This is a genomic window from Streptococcus mitis (assembly GCF_047459985.1).
GTDB classification, from domain to species: Bacteria; Bacillota; Bacilli; order Lactobacillales; family Streptococcaceae; genus Streptococcus; species Streptococcus mitis_DZ.
Map to the genome: position 1 here is coordinate 1 of NZ_JASHHD010000004.1, position 18,814 is coordinate 18,814.

The following is an 18,814-nucleotide window of genomic DNA, read 5'->3' on the forward strand; positions in this document are numbered from 1 at the left end:
TATTGTATAGAAACCATATTGCTTACGGTTATAATCAGGTTTTTCTTTGTGAAACATAGGGAACACCTCACAACTTTTCTTACCTCTATTATACGACTTTACAAAAAGAAAAGCCCTTAGAAACTTGGGTTCTAAGGACTTTGTCTTCAATCTGAAAAGAACCTTTGCAAAGGTTCTTTTGTCTACTAGTTAGTGACTTGGCAACCAGCTAAGGGTGAAGGTTAGCTGTTCAGCTTTTAAGAGGTCTTGATGTTGAATGCTAGTTATAGAGGTATTATCTAGTCGGCATTCTTTGACAAAGTTGAAGTGGCTGTGGTTTTGTTTAGTATGGATATCCAGCCATTTATCTTCTTTAGCCAGATAGACTCGTAGATGGTCAAAGAGTGGAATTCCAAGGTCATAAATAGCTTTTCCTGGGCAGGTCGGGTAAAGTCCAAGGGCAGACCAGACATACCAAGCCGATAAACTACCGTTATCCTCATCTCCTGGATAAGCATCCCAGCCAGCTCGAAAGGCTTTTTGACGGAGAGTCTTGATTAAGAGACTGGTGTACTGAGGATAATTACTGTAACGGAACAGATAAGGGATGTGGAAACTTGGTTGGTTTGAAATGGCTAGTTGACCAAATGGTGCTGTTGCCATTTCGCTCATCTCGTGAATTTCATATCCATAACCCGTCGTTTCAAAGAGTGGGAGACTTTGACAAACTTTTAAGAGATAGTTGCTAAAGGCTTCTTTTCCACCCATTAGTTGACCAAGTCCAGAAATATCATGTAAGACGCCTAGGCTTGCTTGAATGGCTGAACACTCAGTGTAATCACGGCCCCAACTATAAGGAGAAAAGTCAGGACGGAAGTTGCCATCTACATCACGCGCCCTCATATATCCTGTCACAGGATCAAATAGATTCTGATAGTTTTTAGAATAGTGGGCATAGGTTTGTGCCAGCTCTTTTTGACCTAATTTTGCTGCGCAAGTAGAGATACAAAAATCACTGTAAGCATAGTCTAGGGTATGGCTGACACTTTCGTGGTGGTCTGTGGATAAATAGCCCAGTTCTTGGTATTGAGTAAGGCCGTGTCGTCCGTTGATAGCTTTTGGATCTGCCTTGGTCGCAGTTTCAATCATGGCTTTGAGAAATTCCTCCTCAAGATCAGGTGCCATGCCTTTACAAGCACTATCGACAATAAGACCATCAATCAAGGTGCCAGGCATCATGCCTCTTTCATCAGGAGCCAGCCACTTAGGGAGATACCCAGTGTCTCGATAGCTATTGAGGAAGCCTTCAAGAAACTGACGATAGCGTTTCGGAATAATCAAGGCAAAGAGTGGGAATGAAGTACGGAAGGTATCCCAAAAGCCATTGTTGGTAAAGAGTAGCCCAGGTTTGATAGTTCCTGAAGCTAGGTCTATATGGATGTTTTCACCTTGCTCATTTACCTCATAGAAGGTTTGTGGGAAAAGGAAGAGTCTGTATAGGCAGTGGTCAAAAAAGGTCCGATCAACTGGACCAGTTTCCACGACCTCAAAACGGCCTAGAAGGTCTTCCCAACTTTCTTTGGCGACTGCTTTTGTTTCTTCAAAATCCTGTTTAGGAAGATTAAAGAGGGCCTGTTCTTTGGAAATAAAAGAAGTTGCTAGTTGAACTTGAGCATCCGATTCGTCTAAGTCAATTCGCCAGTCCTGTCCCTCTTGCGTAATAGAAAGGATTTCTACAGAAAATGCGAGAGCAGTATACATGACGAGGGGACGTTTATTGGTTTCGGTTTCTCCTGCTTGTCTCAGGGCCAGAGTTCGCTTATCCACTTGTTCGACTGTCAGTTCATCTGTTGCGTGAAGATAGAGGGAGAGTTCTTTTCCCTGTGTTTGTCTTAGTTGAATAGAAGCCCCGTAGCAAGTAGGACTTAGCTGCGTTTCAATCTGGTAGCGTTCAGAAAAAATTTTTAGAAAATGAGGATTGAACGTAGCGCGCTCAAGATTATAGGAGGACTGACGATGGAAGAGAGTGTCACCTCTGATTTCTCCTGTAACAGGAGTCAGTAGCAACCAAGAATAATCGCCAATCCAAGGGCTAGGCTGGTGGGTTAGTCGAACACCCTGAAATATGGGAAGATGGGGATCAAAAAACCAAGATCCTTCCTGATCACTCGTTTGTGGAACAAAGTAATTCATCCCAAAAGGCACTCCAGTGTATGGTAGTGCATTACCTCGTGAAAAGGCATGCTTGCTAGCAGTACCAAAGCGGGTATCGATGGTTTCAAGTATCGTTTTCATAGAATATCCTTTAGTTGTTTTCTACATTATATCAGAAAAGATAGCCTTTACAAAAGGAGTTTCAAATATAACAATTTTGTAGAATAATGACTAACATTTGTGTATATATTTTCTGGACTAAAAGCTATATACTGAAAATGAAAATCTGTTTGAAAGAGGCAAAATAGTTTATGGTTTATTCAAAAGAAATTGTCAGAGAGTGGCTAGATGAGGTGGCAGAGCGTGCTAAAGATCATCCTGAATGGGTAGATGTCTTTGAGCGTTGCTATACAGACACTTTAGACAATACAGTTGAAATTTTAGAAGACGGCTCAACTTTTGTACTAACTGGGGATATCCCAGCTATGTGGCTTCGTGATTCAACTGCTCAGCTTAGACCATACCTTCATGTGGCAAAAAGAGATCCTCGTTTGCGCCAGACCATTGCTGGTTTGGTTAAACGCCAGATGACTTTGATTCTCAAGGATCCCTATGCCAACTCTTTCAATATTGAGGAGAACTGGAAAGGCCACCACGAGACAGACCATACAGACCTCAATGGCTGGATTTGGGAACGCAAGTATGAGGTGGATTCGCTTTGCTATCCTTTGCAGCTGGCTTATCTCCTTTGGAAAGAAACTGGCGAGACTAGCCAGTTTGATGAGACTTTTGTCACAGCGACTAAGGAGATCCTTCATCTTTGGACGGTAGAACAAGACCACAAGAATTCACCTTATCGCTTTGTTCGAGATACCGATCGTAAGGAAGACACTTTGGTAAATGATGGTTTTGGTCCTGACTTTGCCGTGACAGGCATGACCTGGTCAGCCTTTCGCCCGAGTGATGATTGTTGTCAGTATAGCTACTTGATTCCATCAAATATGTTTGCGGTGGTTGTCTTAGGTTATGTCCAAGAAATCTTTGCAAAATTGAATCTGGCTGATAGCGAGAGCATTATTGCTGATGCCAAACGTCTACAAGCTGAGATTCAAGAAGGAATTGAAAACTACGCCTACACCACCAACAGCAAGGGCGAAAAGATTTACGCCTTTGAAGTGGATGGTCTAGGAAATGCTAGCATCATGGATGATCCAAATGTACCAAGTCTGCTGGCTGCACCTTATCTGGGCTACTGTTCGGTCGATGATGAAGTTTATCAAGCCACTCGTCGTACCATTCTGAGCCCAGAAAATCCATACTTCTACCAAGGAGAATACGCTAGCGGTCTCGGAAGTTCTCATACCTTCTATCGCTATATCTGGCCCATCGCCCTTTCTATCCAAGGCTTGACAACGACTGATAAGGCAGAGAAGAAATTCTTGCTGGATCGGCTGGTTGCTTGTGATGGTGGGACAGGTGTTATGCACGAAAGTTTCCACGTAGACGACCCAACGCTCTACTCTCGTGAATGGTTCTCTTGGGCCAACATGATGTTCTGTGAGTTGGTCTTGGATTACCTGGATATCCGCTAAGAAGCACGCTTTCGCTCAACTGATTCTAGGAAAGAATCACAAATTTACATTTAAAACATTAACAATAAAAATTTAAATTTAGAATGAGGTTTTACTTCATGGAAAATGTTGTCGTACATATTATCTCACATAGTCACTGGGATCGTGAGTGGTACTTGCCTTTTGAAAGCCACCGTATGCAGTTGGTGGAATTATTTGACAATCTCTTTGATCTCTTTGAAAATGATCCTGAGTTCAAGAGTTTCCACTTGGATGGCCAAACCATCGTCCTTGATGATTATTTAGAAATTCGCCCTGAAAACCGTGACAAGGTGCAGCGTTATATCGACGAAGGCAAGCTTAAGATAGGTCCATTCTATATCTTGCAGGATGATTACTTGATTTCCAGTGAAGCTAATGTCCGCAATACCTTGATTGGACAAGCGGAATGTGCCAAATGGGGCAAATCAACTCAAATCGGCTACTTCCCAGATACCTTTGGAAATATGGGACAGGCTCCTCAAATCCTTCAAAAATCAGGGATTCACGTAGCAGCCTTTGGTCGCGGTGTCAAGCCAATTGGATTTGACAACCAAGTCCTTGAAGATGAACAGTTTACCTCTCAATTTTCTGAGATGTACTGGCAAGGGGCTGATGGTAGCCGTGTCCTGGGTATTCTCTTTGCTAACTGGTACAGTAACGGAAACGAAATTCCAGTGGATAAAGACGAGGCTTTGACTTTCTGGAAGCAAAAATTAGCAGACGTCCGTGACTATGCATCTACTAACCAATGGTTGATGATGAACGGTTGCGACCACCAACCAGTTCAACGAAACTTGAGTGAAGCTATTCGTGTGGCAAACGAACTCTTCCCAGACGTGACCTTTATTCACAGCTCCTTTGATGAATACGTTCAAGCAGTGGAAAGTGCACTTCCTGAACACCTATCAACAGTTACAGGGGAGTTGACTAGCCAAGAAACAGATGGTTGGTACACTCTTGCCAATACCTCTTCTTCACGTATTTACCTCAAACAAGCCTTCCAAGAAAATAGTAACTTGCTCGAGCAGATCGTGGAACCATTGACCATTCTCACAGGAGGTCATAATCATAAGGAACAATTGACCTATGCTTGGAAAACTCTTTTGCAAAATGCGCCGCATGATAGTATCTGTGGCTGTAGCGTGGACGAAGTTCACCGTGAGATGGAAACTCGTTTTGCCAAGGTCAACCAAGTAGGAAATTTTGTTAAGAGCAATCTTCTTAATGAATGGAAGGGCAAGCTAGCTACCCAACATGCGCAAAGCGAACACCTCTTCACCGTTGTCAACACAGCTTTACATGATAAGGTTGATACCGTCAGTGTTGTGGTGGATGTTGTTACCTGTGATTTCAAAGAATTGCATCCGACTGAAGGCTACAAGAAGATGGCAGCCTTGACCTTGCCAGAGTACCATGTTGAAGATTTGGATGGCCATGTCATTGAAGCGAAGATTGAAGACTTGGGGGCAAGTTTTGGCTATACTTTACCAAAGGACAAGTTCCGCCAACCTTACATTGCTCGTCAAGTACGCGTGACAATCCCAGTTCATCTTGCTCCACTTTCTTGGGCAAGCTTCCAATTGGTTGAAGGCCAAGTAGAATACCGAGATGGTATTTATCAAAATGGAGTTATTGATACACCGTTTGTAACTGTGAGTGTAGACCAAGGAATCACAGTCTATGACAAGACTACAAACGAAGCTTACGAAGATTTTATCCGCTTCGAAGACCGCGGTGATATTGGAAATGAATACATTTACTTCCAACCAAAAGGAACTGAGCCAATCTATGCTCAATTGAAAGGAAACGATGTCCTAGAAAACAATGCTCGCTATGCTAAAATCTTGCTCAAGCATGATTTGACGATTCCAGTCAGTGCAGATGAAAAATTGGATGCTGAACAAAGAGGCATTATTGAGTTTATGAAACGTGACGCAGGTCGTTCAGAAGAGTTGACAACTATTTCTCTTGAAACTGAGATGACCGTCTTTGTGGACAATCCACAGATTCGCTTCAAGACTCGCTTTACCAACACAGCCAAGGATCACCGCATCCGTCTCTTGGTGAAAACTCATAATACTCGTCCAAGCAATGCTTCTGAAAGCATCTATGAAGTTGTGACAAGACCAAATAAACCAGCAGCTTCTTGGGAAAATCCTGAAAATCCACAACACCAACAAGCCTTTGTCAGCTTGTATGATGATGTCAAAGGAGTAACCGTATCCAATAAAGGATTGCACGAGTATGAAATTCTTGGAGACGATACTATGGCTGTAACCCTTCTTCGTGCTTCAGGTGAACTCGGTGACTGGGGCTATTTCCCAACACCGGAAGCTCAGTGCTTGCGTGATATCGAAGTTGAATTTGCAGTAGAATGTCACCAAGTAGGGGAACGCTTCTCGGCCTTCCGTCGTGCAAAAGCCTTCCAGGTGCCATTTACAGCTCTTCAAGTTGCAAAACAAGAAGGTAGCGTTGCAGCAACAGGTAGTCTCTTCAACCATCCAGCGCTTAGCTTGCCACAAGTCTGCCCGACAGCCTTTAAGGTGGCTGAGAATGAAGAAGGATACGTCCTTCGTTACTACAATATGAGTCAAGAAAATGTTCGCGTGTCTGAAAAACAACAAACTATTCTTGACTTGCTGGAACGCCCATACCCAGTCCATTCAGGACTATTGGCACCACAGGAAATTCGTACAGAATTGATTCAAAAAGAAGAAATTTAATTTCAAAAAGTAAACATAAACAGAAAGGGGGAGCGAGAAAGTAAGAACCAACTGCTGATTCGCTCCTTTTTGCAGGTGAAAGCAATGACCATTGCAACGATTGATATCGGAGGAACTGGCATTAAGTTTGCTAGTCTAACTCCTGATGGAAAGATTTTATATAAGACCAGTACCCCAACTCCAGAAACTCTAGAAGATTTATTGGCTTGGTTGGACCAACGCTTGTCAGAACAGGACTATCGTGGGATTGCTATGAGTGTTCCAGGAGCGGTCAATCAAGAAACAGGAGTGATCGAGGGAATTAGTGCTATTCCTTATATCCATGGTTTTTCATGGTATGAGGTCCTTGCTCATCACCAGCTACCTGTCCATCTAGAAAATGATGCCAACTGTGTTGGACTCAGTGAACTGCTAGCTCATCCTGAGATTGAAAATGCAGCCTGTGTCGTGATTGGTACAGGAATCGGTGGGGCTATGATTATCAATGGGAAACTTCACCGAGGCCGTCATGGTTTGGGTGGAGAGTTTGGTTACATGACAACCCTTGCCCCTGCAGAAAAGCTCAACAACTGGTCGCAACTAGCGTCAACTGGAAATATGGTGCGATACGTTATTGAAAAATCTGGTCAGAGTGATTGGGATGGCCGTAAGGTTTACCAAGAGGCGACAGCAGGCAATGCCCTTTGCCAAGAAGCTATTGAACGCATGAATCGTAATCTTGCTCAAGGACTACTCAATATTCAGTATCTGATCGATCCAGATGTCATTAGCCTAGGTGGTTCTATCAGTCAGAACCCAGATTTTATAAAAGGTGTGCAAAAAGCAGTAGATGCTTTTGTCGAAAGATATGAAGAGTATACAATTGCACCAGTCATCCAAGCCTGCACCTATCACGCAGATGCCAATCTCTACGGTGCCCTTGTCAACTGGTTACAGGAGGAAAACCAATGGTAATTTTTACCGGAATTAGCAGTAAACAACAGCAAGCTTTAGAGTTGCTTCAAAATCACATTTCCCTACCAGATGTAGAGGTAGCAGTTGCTCAGTCTGACCAAGCATCTATCTCTATCAAGGGTGAGGGCGGAAAGTATCAATTGACTTATGACAAACCTCACCAACTCTACCGCGCCTTGTCAGTGCTAGCAACAGCTTTAGCAGAAGGCGATAAGGTGGAGATTGAGGAGCAGGCGGCTTATGAAGAGTTAGCCTACATGGCAGATTGTTCACGAAATGCGGTTCTAAATGTTGCATCTGCTAAGCAGATGATTGAGGTCTTGGCTCTCATGGGCTACTCAACCTTTGAACTCTACATGGAAGATACTTATCAAATCGAGGGGCAACCTTATTTTGGCTATTTTCGTGGAGCTTATTCAGCTGAAGAGTTACAGGAAATTGAAGCCTATGCCCAGCAGTTTGATATGACTTTTGTTCCTTGTATTCAGACCTTGGCCCACTTGTCAGCCTTTGTCAAATGGGGTGTCAAAGAAGTCCAGCAACTTCGTGATGTAGAGGACATCCTCCTTATCGGCGAAGAAAAAGTCTATGATCTGATTAATGGCATGTTTGCGACTCTGTCTAAACTGCAAACTCGCAAGGTCAATATCGGCATGGACGAAGCCCACTTGGTTGGTTTGGGACGCTACCTCATTCTAAATGGCGTTGTCGATCGTAGTCTCCTTATGTGCCAACATTTGGAGCGTGTGCTAGATATCGCAGATAAGTATGGTTTCCACTGTCAGATGTGGAGTGATATGTTTTTCAAGCTCATGTCAGCAGATGGCCAGTACGACCGTGATGTGGAAATTCCAGAGGAAACTCGTGTTTATTTAGACCGTCTCAAAGACCATGTGACCTTGGTTTACTGGGATTATTACCAGGATAGCGAGGAAAAATACAATCGCAACTTTCGTAACCACCACAAGATTAGTCAGGATATCGCCTTTGCAGGTGGTGCTTGGAAGTGGATTGGTTTCACACCCAACAACCATTTCAGTCGTCTCATCGCTGTTGAAGCAAATAAAGCCTGCCGTGCCAATCAGATTAAAGAAGTCATTGTGACTGGTTGGGGAGATAATGGTGGTGAAACAGCCCAATTCTCTATCTTACCGAGCTTGCAAATCTGGGCAGAACTCAGCTACCGCAACGATTTAGAGCGCTTGTCTGCTCATTTCAAGACCAATACAGGTCTATCGGTTGAGGACTTTATGCAACTTGACCTCGCCAATCTTTTGCCAGATCTACCAGGCAATCTTAGTGGGATTAACCCCAACCGCTATACCTTTTATCAGGATGTGCTTTGTCCAATTCTTGACAAGCACATGACACCTGAACAGGACAAGCCTCACTTTGCCCAAGCAGCTGAGACTCTTTCTGACATTAAAGAAAAAGCTGGCGCCTATGCTTATCTTTTCGAAGCTCAGGCTCAGTTGAATGCTATTTTAAGCAGCAAGGTTGATGTGGGACGACGCATTCGCCAAGCCTATCAAGCAGATGATAAAGACAGCTTGAAACAAATTGCCAGAGAAGAATTGCCAAAACTAAGAAGTGAGATTGAAAACTTCCACAAGCTCTTTAGCTACCAATGGCTAAAAGAAAACAAGGTCTTCGGTTTGGATACGGTCGATATCCGTATGGGTGGACTCTTGCAACGGATTAAGCGAGCAGAAAGTCGTATTGAAGACTATCTAGCTGGTTCTATCTCGCGTATCGACGAACTAGAAGTAGAGATTCTGCCATTTACTGACTTTTACGCTGACAAGGACTTTGCAGCTACGACAGCCAACCAATGGCATACTATTGCGACAGCTTCGACGATTTATACGACCTAAAACAAGAACACCTTGCCTTATGCAAAGTGTTTCTCGTGAAACATCCCTTTCTTCAAAAGTACTCCACATAAAATAATTTGTGGAGTTTTTTCTATAATTAGTAGTTTAACCTAACCTTCAAATAGGAGTATACTAATAATGTAATCGTTATCAAAAGTCTAAAAAGGAATTTTTAGATGGATATCAAAATAAAAAGGGAGGAAATTATGAATAAGTTTTCAAAAACCTTGAGAGACAACTGGATCTTTCTCTTGATGGTTTTGCCAGGGGCACTCTGGTTGATTCTATTCTTCTACATTCCAGTATTTGGGAACGTGGTTGCCTTTAAAGACTACCATATGACCAGTAATGGATTTATAGATAGTATCGTGAATAGTAAATGGGTCGGACTCGATAACTTCAGATTCTTGTTTAGTTCAAAAGACGCCTTTATTATCACACGAAATACCGTCCTCTACAATCTTGGCTTTATCTTTGTTGGCTTGATTGTATCAGTAGGGATTGCGATTATCCTCAGTGAACTCCGTTCTAAGAGAATGGTTAAAATCTTCCAAACTTCCATGTTGTTCCCTTACTTCTTGTCTTGGGTTATCATCAGTTTCTTTACAGATGCCTTCCTAAACATTGATAAAGGGGTGTTCAACCATTTCCTAGAGTCTATCGGAATGAAGGAAATCAATTTCTACGCTGACTTAGGTATCTGGCCATATCTCTTACTTTTCCTAGGTATTTGGAAAGGTTTTGGATATAGCAGTGTCATGTACTATGCGACAATCATGGGAATTGATCCAACCTACTACGAAGCAGCGACAGTGGACGGAGCCAGCAAATGGCAACGGATTCGCAATGTAACTATTCCGCAGTTGACACCATTGGTGACTGTATTGACCATCCTTGCAGTCGGAAATATCTTCCGTGCAGACTTCGGTCTCTTCTACCAAATCCCCCACAATGCTGGTCAGCTTTATAACGTAACCAATGTCTTGGACGTATATGTATATAATGGCTTGACTCAGACAGCAGATATAGGGATGGCTTCAGCGGCAGGTCTTTACCAATCAGTTGTCGGCTTGATTTTGGTTATCCTATCAAACTTACTTGCAAGACGAGTTGATCCAAACTCAGCCTTGTTCTAGAAAGGAGGAGAATATGGCAGAAAAGAAAATTAAAAAAGAAAAAATTGATAATGTCGGCATTCACTCCTTCAGTAAGAAAGCAGATATCTTCTTCAGTACCATTTCTGGTTTGATTGCCCTCTCTTGTATCCTACCCTTCGTATTCGTTATCATTATTTCGGTGACAGATGAAAAGAGTATCCTCCAAAATGGATATAGCTTCTTCCCATCCCAATTTGGATTAGACGGTTTTGAATTTTTGGCACAGTTTAAGGATAAAATCCTCCAAGCTCTCTTCATCTCAGTCTTTGTAACAGTGGTGGGGACGATCACAAACGTGTTTATCACAACAACCTATGCCTACGCCATCTCACGGACAACCTTTAAGTATCGCAGATTCTTTACGATCTTTGCCCTTCTTAGTATGTTGTTCAATGCTGGTTTGGTACCAGGCTATATCGTGGTAACTCGTTTACTTCAACTTGGTGATACAGTTTGGGCCTTGATTGTTCCAATGCTTCTCTCACCATTTAACATCATCTTGATGCGTTCCTTCTTCAAGAAGACCATTCCAGAAGCCATTCTAGAATCCGCTCGTATCGATGGTGCTAGTGAAGCCCGGATTTTCTTCCAAATCTGTTTGCCATTGTCACTACCAGGTATCGCAACCATCACGCTCTTGACAGCTCTTGGTTTCTGGAACGACTGGTTCAACGCCCTTCTTTACATTAAGAGTGACAACTTGTACCCATTGCAATATTTGCTCATGCAAATCCAGCAAAATATGGACTACATCGCAAAAGCAGTCGGCCTATCTGGTCAACTGGGAGTTGCTCTACCAAAAGAAACAGGACGTATGGCCATGGTTGTTGTTGCAACCCTTCCAATCGCGATTTTGTATCCATTCTTCCAACGCTACTTTGTAAAAGGTTTGACTATCGGTGGTGTGAAAGAATAGTGCTTATTGAGAAAAACATTTCTCGTTTCCAAACTTCCCTTGCGTGAAGTTAAGATCATTACATTGTTTATAAGTTTAAAAATAAAAAAAGGAGTTTTTGTCATGAAAAACTGGAAAAAATATGCTTTTGCATCTGCTAGTGTAGTCGCTTTGGCTGCTGGTCTCGCTGCTTGTGGAAACCTTTCAGGTAACAAGAAAGCTGCTGACTCAGCTTCAGGTGAAAAAACTGTTATCAAAATGTACCAAATTGGTGACAAACCAGATAACTTGGATGAATTGCTAGAAAATGCTAACAAAATCATCGGAGAAAAAGTTGGTGCTAAATTGGATATCCAATATCTTGGATGGGGTGACTATGATAAGAAAATGTCAGTTATCACATCATCTGGTGAAAACTATGATATCGCCTTTGCATCTAACTATGTTGTAAATGCTCAAAAAGGTGCCTATGCTGACTTGACTGACTTGTACAAGAAAGAAGGGGCAGAACTTTATAAAGCACTTGACCCAGCTTACATCAAAGGTAACAGCATTAACGGTAAAATTTACGCAGTTCCAGTTGCAGCCAACGTTGCATCATCTCAAAACTTCGCCTTCAACGGAACTCTTCTTGCTAAATACGGTATCGATATTTCAGGTGTCACTTCATACGAAACACTTGAACCAGTCTTGAAACAAATCAAAGAAAAAGCTCCAGATGTAGTGCCATTTGCGGTTACTAAGAACTTCATCCCATCTGATAACTTTGACTACCCAGTTCCAAATGGACTTCCATTCGTTATCGACCTTGAAGGAGACACTACTAAGATCGTAAACCGTTACGAAGTACCTCGTTTCAAAGAACACTTGAAGACACTACACAAATTCTATGAAGCTGGATACATTCCAAAAGACGTAGCAACAAGCGATACTTCATTTGACCTTCAACAAGATACATGGTTCGTTCGTGAAGAAACAGTAGGACCAGCTGACTACGGTAACAGCTTGCTTTCACGTGTTGCTAACAAAGATATCCAAATCAAACCAATCACTAACTTCATCAAGAAAAACCAAACAACACAAGTTGCTAACTTTGTAATCTCTAACAACTCTAAGAACAAAGAAAAATCAATGGAAGTGTTGAACCTCTTGAACACTAACGCAGAACTTTTGAACGGTCTTGTTTACGGTCCAGAAGGCAAGAACTGGGAAAAAATTGAAGGTAAAGAAAACCGTGTTCGTGTCCTTGATGGCTACAAAGGAAACACTCACATGGGTGGATGGAATACTGGTAACAACTGGATCCTTTACATCAACGAAAACGTTACAGACCAACAAATCGCAGATTCTAAGAAACAATTGGCAGAAGCTAAAGAATCTCCAGCGCTTGGATTCATCTTTAACACTGACAATGTGAAATCTGAAATCTCAGCAATCTCTAACACAATGCAACAATTTGATACAGCTATCAATACTGGTACTGTAGATCCAGACAAAGCTATTCCAGAATTGATGGAAAAATTGAAATCTGAAGGTGCCTACGAAAAAGTATTGAACGAAATGCAAAAACAATACGATGAATTCTTGAAAAACAAAAAATCATAAGAACAATTGATTTCGTGTATTCATTCCTAATTCCTAAAAATTGAATCACTGTTTTCCTCAGGTTTATCTGGGGAAGGCAGTGATTTTTTGAAACAAAAACATAGATATTTCTGTTTCCTTATTTCCCTTACTTCAATACTCAATGAAAATCAAAAAGCAAACTAGGAAACTAGATGTAAGCTGCTCAAAACACGGTTTTGAGGTTGTAGATAAGACTGACGGAGTCAGTCACATATATAATACAAGGCGAAGCTGACGTGGTTTGAAGAGATTTTCGAATAGTATAACCATTCAGGAAATCTCAAGCATCATTTATCCTTCCTATGAGGTGCATGTGATCAATAATATTGTAGCGACCCTACCATTTCTGCTGACTTTTTTACATAGGGTGTGGTAAAATACTGGCACGAGAGTAAGAATTATAATTTATCAAGTATTTCAGGAGGAAAATAAGAATGACACTATTAAAATGGTTTGCAGGAGGAAGCGAACGGCGTTGTGAAGCTCTGGCTATCATTGATTATCTACTGGAAGATATAAAGGATGCGCCTCAACTGACTCTCCTGAAAAATCAGGTAGTGATTTATAAAAGACGATTAAAGGACGATGGAACTTCGACTCCGTTTATATTGAGTCAAATGAACGTTGACATCTCACGTGTGTTGATTGATAATAAGTTGATTTTGTCAGAAAATCAATCCGAGCAGATCAAAAAATTGAGGGAATTATCGGCGATTCGCTATGGTTACTAATGAAATGTAGGGATAAGACACTTTCTACAATTTCCAGTCAAATAAATTGCATTCGTTTTCTCAAGCAGGTATACTAGTATAGTTAGATGAAAAATTCTGAAAATTTAAGAATAGAAAAGAGAACAAATCTTATGGCAAAAGATATTCGTGTCTTACTTTACTACCTCTATACTCCAATTGAAAATGCAGAACAATTTGCTGCAGACCACTTGGCTTTCTGTAAATCAATCGGCCTTAAAGGCCGTATCCTAGTCGCTGACGAAGGAATTAATGGAACAGTTTCAGGTGACTATGAAACAACTCAAAAATATATGGACTACGTTCACAGCCTTCCAGGAATGGAAGACCTCTGGTTCAAGATTGACGAAGAAAATGAACAAGCCTTCAAGAAGATGTTTGTTCGCTACAAGAAAGAAATTGTCCACCTTGGTTTAGAAGACAACGACTTTGACAATGACATCAACCCACTTGAAACAACAGGTGCCTACTTGTCTCCAAAAGAGTTCAAAGAAGCCCTTCTTGACGAAGATACCGTTGTCCTTGACACACGTAACGACTATGAGTACGACCTAGGACATTTTCGTGGGGCTATCCGCCCAGATATCCGCAACTTCCGTGAGTTGCCACAGTGGGTCCGTGATAACAAAGAAAAATTCATGGACAAGCGTGTTGTGGTTTACTGTACAGGTGGAGTTCGCTGTGAGAAATTCTCAGGCTGGATGGTCCGTGAAGGCTACAAAGATGTCGGCCAATTGCACGGAGGAATCGCAACTTACGGTAAAGATCCAGAAGTTCAAGGTGAGCTTTGGGATGGAAAAATGTACGTCTTTGACGAGCGTATCGCCGTCGATGTCAACCATGTCAACCCAACCATCGTAGGGAAAGACTGGTTTGATGGAACACCATGTGAACGTTATGTCAACTGTGGAAATCCATTCTGTAACCGTCGTATCTTGACATCAGAAGAAAATGAAGACAAGTACCTTCGTGGATGCTCACACGAGTGCCGTGTTCACCCACGTAACCGCTATGTTTCAGAAAATGAATTGACACAAGCTGAAGTTGTAGAGCGCCTAGCCGCTATCGGTGAAAGCTTGGATCAAGCAGCTACTGTATAAGATCAAACAGTCCTTAGGGGCTGTTTTTCTATGCTTTTTACTCAAAAATCTAAAGTTTGTTTCTGTATCTTTCAGGAAAATAAGGTATACTATATGTAAACGATTTCAAAGGAGTTCAGTTATGACGAAAACATTTTTTATTCCAAATAAACAGAGTATTTTAGGAGAACAGGAGATTTTGACTGCCAAGTCTATCTTGGCCTTGGTAGATGGCTTGGAGTCGCATAGTTATGATGCGGTCTATCTCCATCAGCCTCTTAACCGCCTTGAGTATATCGAGTGTGCGATAGTGGGTCAATCACAATTTCTTTTTAAGGTCAGTTATGCTGATGCTCAAAAGGCTTACCGTGTCGATCTTCCTGATCTGCTAACGCAGACAGACTGGCAGATTATCAAGTCATTTTTAGATGCTCTGCTTGCTTATACAGGAACTGAGATTGAAGGACTAGATGGTTTTGACTTTGAATCTTATTTCCAAGCAAGTATTCAAGCCTATCTGGCAGACACTGCAGCCCGTTTTACGATTTGCCAAGGAATTTTTAATCCTGTTTTCTTTAGTCATGAGGACTTGAAAAGATTTTTAGAGGAAGATGGCTTGGCACAGTTTGAAGCGCGTGTGCGTGCGGTTCAAGAGACAGATGCCTACTTTGCAAGAGTTTCCTTCTATCAGGATGGAGAAGGCCAAGTGCACGGTGTTTACCATCTAGCTCAAGGTGTCAAGACCGTTTTGTCGATAGAACCATTTGTTCCTGCAGCCTATATGGAGCAATTGGTGGGTAAGGAAGTCAAGTGGGAGATTGACTTGGTTCAAATCACAGGAGATGGCTCTAAACCAGAAAACTATGAAGCCATCGCCCGCTTGGACTATGCAAAATTCCTAGAGTCACTACCATCAGCATCTTACCACCAACTAGATGCCAATCAATTAGAAGTACAACCCATCCTAGGACAAGATTTTAAAATATTAGCACAAGAAGAGTAAAGCAGGTCAACTTCTATTTAGAGTTCGAAAGATAGTTTAGCGTAGTTAAGTTGTGCAATATGAAATTTCAAAAATTGCTTAGTTTGTTAAAAATTAGTACAATATAAAAAAATATAATATTGTTGGGTAACTAATTATCAGGAGATCGAGGATATGGATATTAAGAAAGAAGTAGGCAAAAGAATCCGAATGTTGCGAGAGATGAAACATCTCACTCGAGAAACTCTTTGTGATGATGAAAGCGAGATAACAGTACGCCAATTAGCACGGATTGAATCAGGTCAGTCTTCACCGAGTTTATCCAAGGTAGAGTATATAGCTCACAATCTAGGCTGTCCAATTTCACATATAGTAGATATGGATCATATGATTTTACCCTCAGAGTACTTGATATTAAAAGATAAACTCATTAAATTTCAAACTTATGGAGATGATGACAGAATCAAGCTTAAGGAAGAGTTGTTTGACAGAGTTTACGAACACTATTATGACAGTCTGCCTGAGGATGAGCAGATTGCAGTTGGTGCTTTACAAGCTAGTTTTGATGTCTTTGTAAGTGAAGATGCAGGTTTTGGCGATGCTTTACTTGATGAATATTTTGAACAAGTAAAGATAAAGAAAAACTATTCGGTCAATGATTTGCTTCTCATAAAATTGTACTTCACAACATGTGTAGCTAGGCCAAATGTATATGATAGAGAGGTGTTTTGGAATCTTTCCCATAAAGTTCTTAGGGTAACGAATACTTCTAGTTTGGATACAAACTATATGCTAAAACAAGTTATTATCTCGTCACTTACCATTCAATGGATGGAAAAGTCCTACTCTACTTTTGAGCCTTATGTTAAGGCAATGAATAGATTGATGATTTTATCCCAGGACTTTCAAAAGAAACCAATCGTAGATATGCTAGAAGCTATGTGTACCTTATTTCATAAACGGGATAAAGAAAAAGCCATCCGCTTATACGATAGAGCCATTATCTGCGCTCAAGCATTTGGAGACCAAGTATTAGAAGCGCGCATCTCTGGAGAGAAAGAAAGAGATTTAAAAACTTTTGAGGAAATGAAGAGCTAACATGACATTTTTGTCATGTTTTTTTCTTTTTGAAAGCGTTAAACTAGAGATGTAATGAAGGGTTAATTGAGTTATTTAGAGTAGGAGGAAGAGATGGAGAATCTTAGTATCTCGCTAGAGACTTTTACACAGACTCGCCACAGTTTGGTGTTTCGAAATAACATGACTGAGCAAAAGTTGGTAGAGATAGCGATAAATAACGAAGTCCTTCGCCTAGCTATTTTAGATGCAGGCGAAGAGCGAGTTTTAATTCTGCCTGAAGAAGTTACAGATGTTAGGAATTTTGGGATTTCAGAGGTGGAGGACAATCCATGATGCTCAAAAGATACAATGAACGGAGAGAAACTATGAATCGTGTGATTTTAAGTCTTAAAAATATCGATAAAACATATGGAAAAGAACAGGTTCTCCATAATATTTCCTTTGATATTGAGCAAGGGGAAATATGTGGTCTTATCGGTGAAAATGGTGCTGGAAAGACAACATTAATGAGAATTCTCTTAGGCCTAATTCAAGCTGATAAGGGAGAAATCAAGAGTGTTTCTCAGCATAAGATTGGCAGTATTATTGAATCACCTGCCCTTTATCCAAACTTGACTGGACGTCAACACCTGCAATATTATAAAACAAGATTTGGTTTAAAGACAGATATCACAAAAATGTTGGAATTGGTTCGTCTGCCCAAACCATCATGGGATAGAAAAGTAAAAAACTATTCCCTTGGAATGAAGCAGAGGTTATCGATTGCGATTGCGCTTTTGGATAATCCAGAGCTTATTATCTTAGATGAACCCGTGAATGGTTTAGATCCTCAAGGGATTTCAGATTTAAGAAAAATGATTTTGAATTTAAGGGATCAGTTGGGAGTTACTTTTTTAATCTCCAGCCATATCTTATCAGAGTTGGAGTTTATAACAGATAAGTATATCATCATGAAAAAAGGAAAAATTCTAAATGTGATGAGTTCAAAAGAGCTAGCAAATGATTTGTCGGAAAAGCTCTTCCTTAAGACGAGTGATAATCAGATTCTAAAAATGTTTTTAGAAGAAGAGGACATTGTTCATTTTGAGCAGGATGACTATCTGGTTGTGCCAGAAAAGGATAAATTAATGGCTATCTTGGAATATAGTGTTGCTTTAAATCTAGTGATACAGGATATTTATATTAAGAAGGAACGCTTTGAGGACTACTATTTGCGCAATATTATCTGATGATTTAAGAAAGGAGGGGAGTCATGAATTCTCTTAAAGCAGATATGTATAAATTTTACTGGGAAAAAAGAGGAGTGCTTCCTAGTTTGTTGATAGGATTATTGATTTTGTTATTCTCCTTATTTTTTAAGTCATCGAATGAAGATGAACCAGCATTTCGAGTATTGATTTCAAATGTGAGTGGTTTTATTCCTTTGCTTTTCATCTCTGCTAATTTATTTTTCTGGGGGGAAGATTATAGTTTCCGCACGATCAATATTCTGCTCACAAAAGAAAAACAACGATGGAAGTTATTTTTATATAAAACTTTGGGAACCTTTTGTTTGTCTTTCCTATATGTAACTATTTTTTATAGTTTAACAGCTCTTGTTTATTTGGAGGGAGACTTGGTGTTGATTGTTTCGACATTTTTACACCAACTACCATACTATTTGGTTATTATCAGTATCTCCTTATTGATTTTTCAAATATTTGATAAGGTTTATGAATCATGTATGATTTATACACTTTACATTTTACTATTTGATAACCTACTGGTTTATGTTCTTCCAAACTCTGGTGAGAGTGTGAGAGACTATTTACTAATGACTTTAAATTTGAAAGTATCACCAAGTTTTAGTCAATTTACCCTTACAAACGTATGCTATCCTATAGTGGCAAGTCTAGCAGTAATCATGCTTACGTTTGTTGTATTCAGTAAAAAAGAATTTAAATAGGAGG

Annotated in this window: 15 protein-coding genes; 14 read left to right on the plus strand and 1 reads right to left on the minus strand. The window is 40.7% G+C overall.

The window, feature by feature from the left end; all coding sequences use genetic code 11:
* Positions 1-189: 189 nt before the first annotated feature.
* Entirely contained in the window at positions 190-2,274 is a 2,085-nt protein-coding gene (locus QM959_RS03720) for a GH92 family glycosyl hydrolase (protein WP_414371518.1), read from the minus strand.
* Between the two features lie 170 nt (positions 2,275-2,444).
* Between QM959_RS03720 and QM959_RS03725 the strand changes: the two genes are divergently transcribed.
* The 14 genes from QM959_RS03725 (at position 2,445) to QM959_RS03790 (ending at position 18,810) form a co-directional block, all read left to right on the plus strand.
* The gene (locus tag QM959_RS03725; RefSeq protein ID WP_414371520.1) at positions 2,445-3,725 is read left to right on the plus strand and encodes a glycoside hydrolase family 125 protein; all 1,281 of its coding nucleotides are present in this window, start codon (positions 2,445-2,447) and stop codon (positions 3,723-3,725) included.
* A gap of 98 nt (positions 3,726-3,823) precedes the next feature.
* Entirely contained in the window at positions 3,824-6,469 is a 2,646-nt protein-coding gene (locus tag QM959_RS03730; RefSeq protein WP_414371522.1) for an alpha-mannosidase, read from the plus strand.
* Positions 6,470-6,553: 84 nt separating this feature from the next.
* Complete coding sequence (locus tag QM959_RS03735) at positions 6,554-7,423, plus strand: ROK family protein (protein ID WP_414371523.1); 870 nt, start codon at positions 6,554-6,556, stop codon at positions 7,421-7,423.
* A complete protein-coding gene (locus QM959_RS03740) occupies positions 7,417-9,297 on the plus strand; it encodes a beta-N-acetylhexosaminidase (protein ID WP_414371525.1) in 1,881 nt (626 codons plus the stop codon). The genes QM959_RS03735 and QM959_RS03740 overlap by 7 nt, the downstream gene beginning before the upstream one ends.
* A 206-nt stretch (positions 9,298-9,503) precedes the next feature.
* Positions 9,504-10,433, plus strand: a complete 930-nt coding sequence (locus QM959_RS03745) for a sugar ABC transporter permease (RefSeq protein WP_261061218.1) — start codon at positions 9,504-9,506, stop codon at positions 10,431-10,433.
* Positions 10,434-10,446: 13 nt separating this feature from the next.
* Entirely contained in the window at positions 10,447-11,370 is a 924-nt protein-coding gene (locus tag QM959_RS03750) for a carbohydrate ABC transporter permease (protein ID WP_261061221.1), read from the plus strand.
* A 102-nt stretch (positions 11,371-11,472) separates the two neighbouring features.
* Entirely contained in the window at positions 11,473-12,954 is a 1,482-nt protein-coding gene (locus QM959_RS03755) for an ABC transporter substrate-binding protein (protein ID WP_414371527.1), read from the plus strand.
* A 455-nt stretch (positions 12,955-13,409) separates the two neighbouring features.
* Complete coding sequence (locus tag QM959_RS03760; RefSeq protein WP_414371529.1) at positions 13,410-13,706, plus strand: bacteriocin immunity protein; 297 nt, start codon at positions 13,410-13,412, stop codon at positions 13,704-13,706.
* A gap of 131 nt (positions 13,707-13,837) precedes the next feature.
* Positions 13,838-14,824 carry a rhodanese-related sulfurtransferase gene (locus QM959_RS03765; protein WP_020902652.1) on the plus strand — a complete coding sequence of 329 codons (987 nt, stop codon included), beginning with the start codon at positions 13,838-13,840 and terminating at the stop codon, positions 14,822-14,824.
* A gap of 121 nt (positions 14,825-14,945) precedes the next feature.
* A complete protein-coding gene (locus tag QM959_RS03770; RefSeq protein WP_414371531.1) occupies positions 14,946-15,806 on the plus strand; it encodes a DUF4299 family protein in 861 nt (286 codons plus the stop codon).
* Positions 15,807-15,959: 153 nt separating this feature from the next.
* Positions 15,960-16,883: a helix-turn-helix domain-containing protein gene (locus tag QM959_RS03775; RefSeq protein WP_414371533.1), complete on the plus strand. Its 924-nt coding sequence runs from the start codon at positions 15,960-15,962 to the stop codon at positions 16,881-16,883.
* Positions 16,884-16,976: 93 nt separating this feature from the next.
* Complete coding sequence (locus QM959_RS03780) at positions 16,977-17,198, plus strand: hypothetical protein (protein ID WP_414371535.1); 222 nt, start codon at positions 16,977-16,979, stop codon at positions 17,196-17,198.
* Positions 17,199-17,230: 32 nt separating this feature from the next.
* Positions 17,231-18,094, plus strand: a complete 864-nt coding sequence (locus tag QM959_RS03785) for an ATP-binding cassette domain-containing protein (protein WP_414371537.1) — start codon at positions 17,231-17,233, stop codon at positions 18,092-18,094.
* Between the two features lie 23 nt (positions 18,095-18,117).
* Complete coding sequence (locus tag QM959_RS03790; RefSeq protein WP_414371539.1) at positions 18,118-18,810, plus strand: ABC transporter permease; 693 nt, start codon at positions 18,118-18,120, stop codon at positions 18,808-18,810.
* Positions 18,811-18,814 lie beyond the last annotated feature (4 nt).

Bases quoted from the DNA above. Each gene is read 5' to 3' on its own strand.
- QM959_RS03785 (WP_414371537.1), top strand. From the start codon at position 17,231: ATGAATCGTGTGATTTTAAGTCTTAAAAATATCGATAAAACATATGGA.
- QM959_RS03725 (WP_414371520.1), top strand. From the start codon at position 2,445: ATGGTTTATTCAAAAGAAATTGTCAGAGAGTGGCTAGATGAGGTGGCA.
- QM959_RS03765 (WP_020902652.1), top strand. From the start codon at position 13,838: ATGGCAAAAGATATTCGTGTCTTACTTTACTACCTCTATACTCCAATT.
- QM959_RS03740 (WP_414371525.1), top strand. From the start codon at position 7,417: ATGGTAATTTTTACCGGAATTAGCAGTAAACAACAGCAAGCTTTAGAG.
- QM959_RS03760 (WP_414371529.1), top strand. From the start codon at position 13,410: ATGACACTATTAAAATGGTTTGCAGGAGGAAGCGAACGGCGTTGTGAA.
- QM959_RS03770 (WP_414371531.1), top strand. From the start codon at position 14,946: ATGACGAAAACATTTTTTATTCCAAATAAACAGAGTATTTTAGGAGAA.
- QM959_RS03755 (WP_414371527.1), top strand. From the start codon at position 11,473: ATGAAAAACTGGAAAAAATATGCTTTTGCATCTGCTAGTGTAGTCGCT.
- QM959_RS03775 (WP_414371533.1), top strand. From the start codon at position 15,960: ATGGATATTAAGAAAGAAGTAGGCAAAAGAATCCGAATGTTGCGAGAG.
- QM959_RS03780 (WP_414371535.1), top strand. From the start codon at position 16,977: ATGGAGAATCTTAGTATCTCGCTAGAGACTTTTACACAGACTCGCCAC.
- QM959_RS03745 (WP_261061218.1), top strand. From the start codon at position 9,504: ATGAATAAGTTTTCAAAAACCTTGAGAGACAACTGGATCTTTCTCTTG.
- QM959_RS03750 (WP_261061221.1), top strand. From the start codon at position 10,447: ATGGCAGAAAAGAAAATTAAAAAAGAAAAAATTGATAATGTCGGCATT.
- QM959_RS03730 (WP_414371522.1), top strand. From the start codon at position 3,824: ATGGAAAATGTTGTCGTACATATTATCTCACATAGTCACTGGGATCGT.
- QM959_RS03790 (WP_414371539.1), top strand. From the start codon at position 18,118: ATGAATTCTCTTAAAGCAGATATGTATAAATTTTACTGGGAAAAAAGA.
- QM959_RS03735 (WP_414371523.1), top strand. From the start codon at position 6,554: ATGACCATTGCAACGATTGATATCGGAGGAACTGGCATTAAGTTTGCT.
- QM959_RS03720 (WP_414371518.1), bottom strand. From the start codon at position 2,274: ATGAAAACGATACTTGAAACCATCGATACCCGCTTTGGTACTGCTAGC.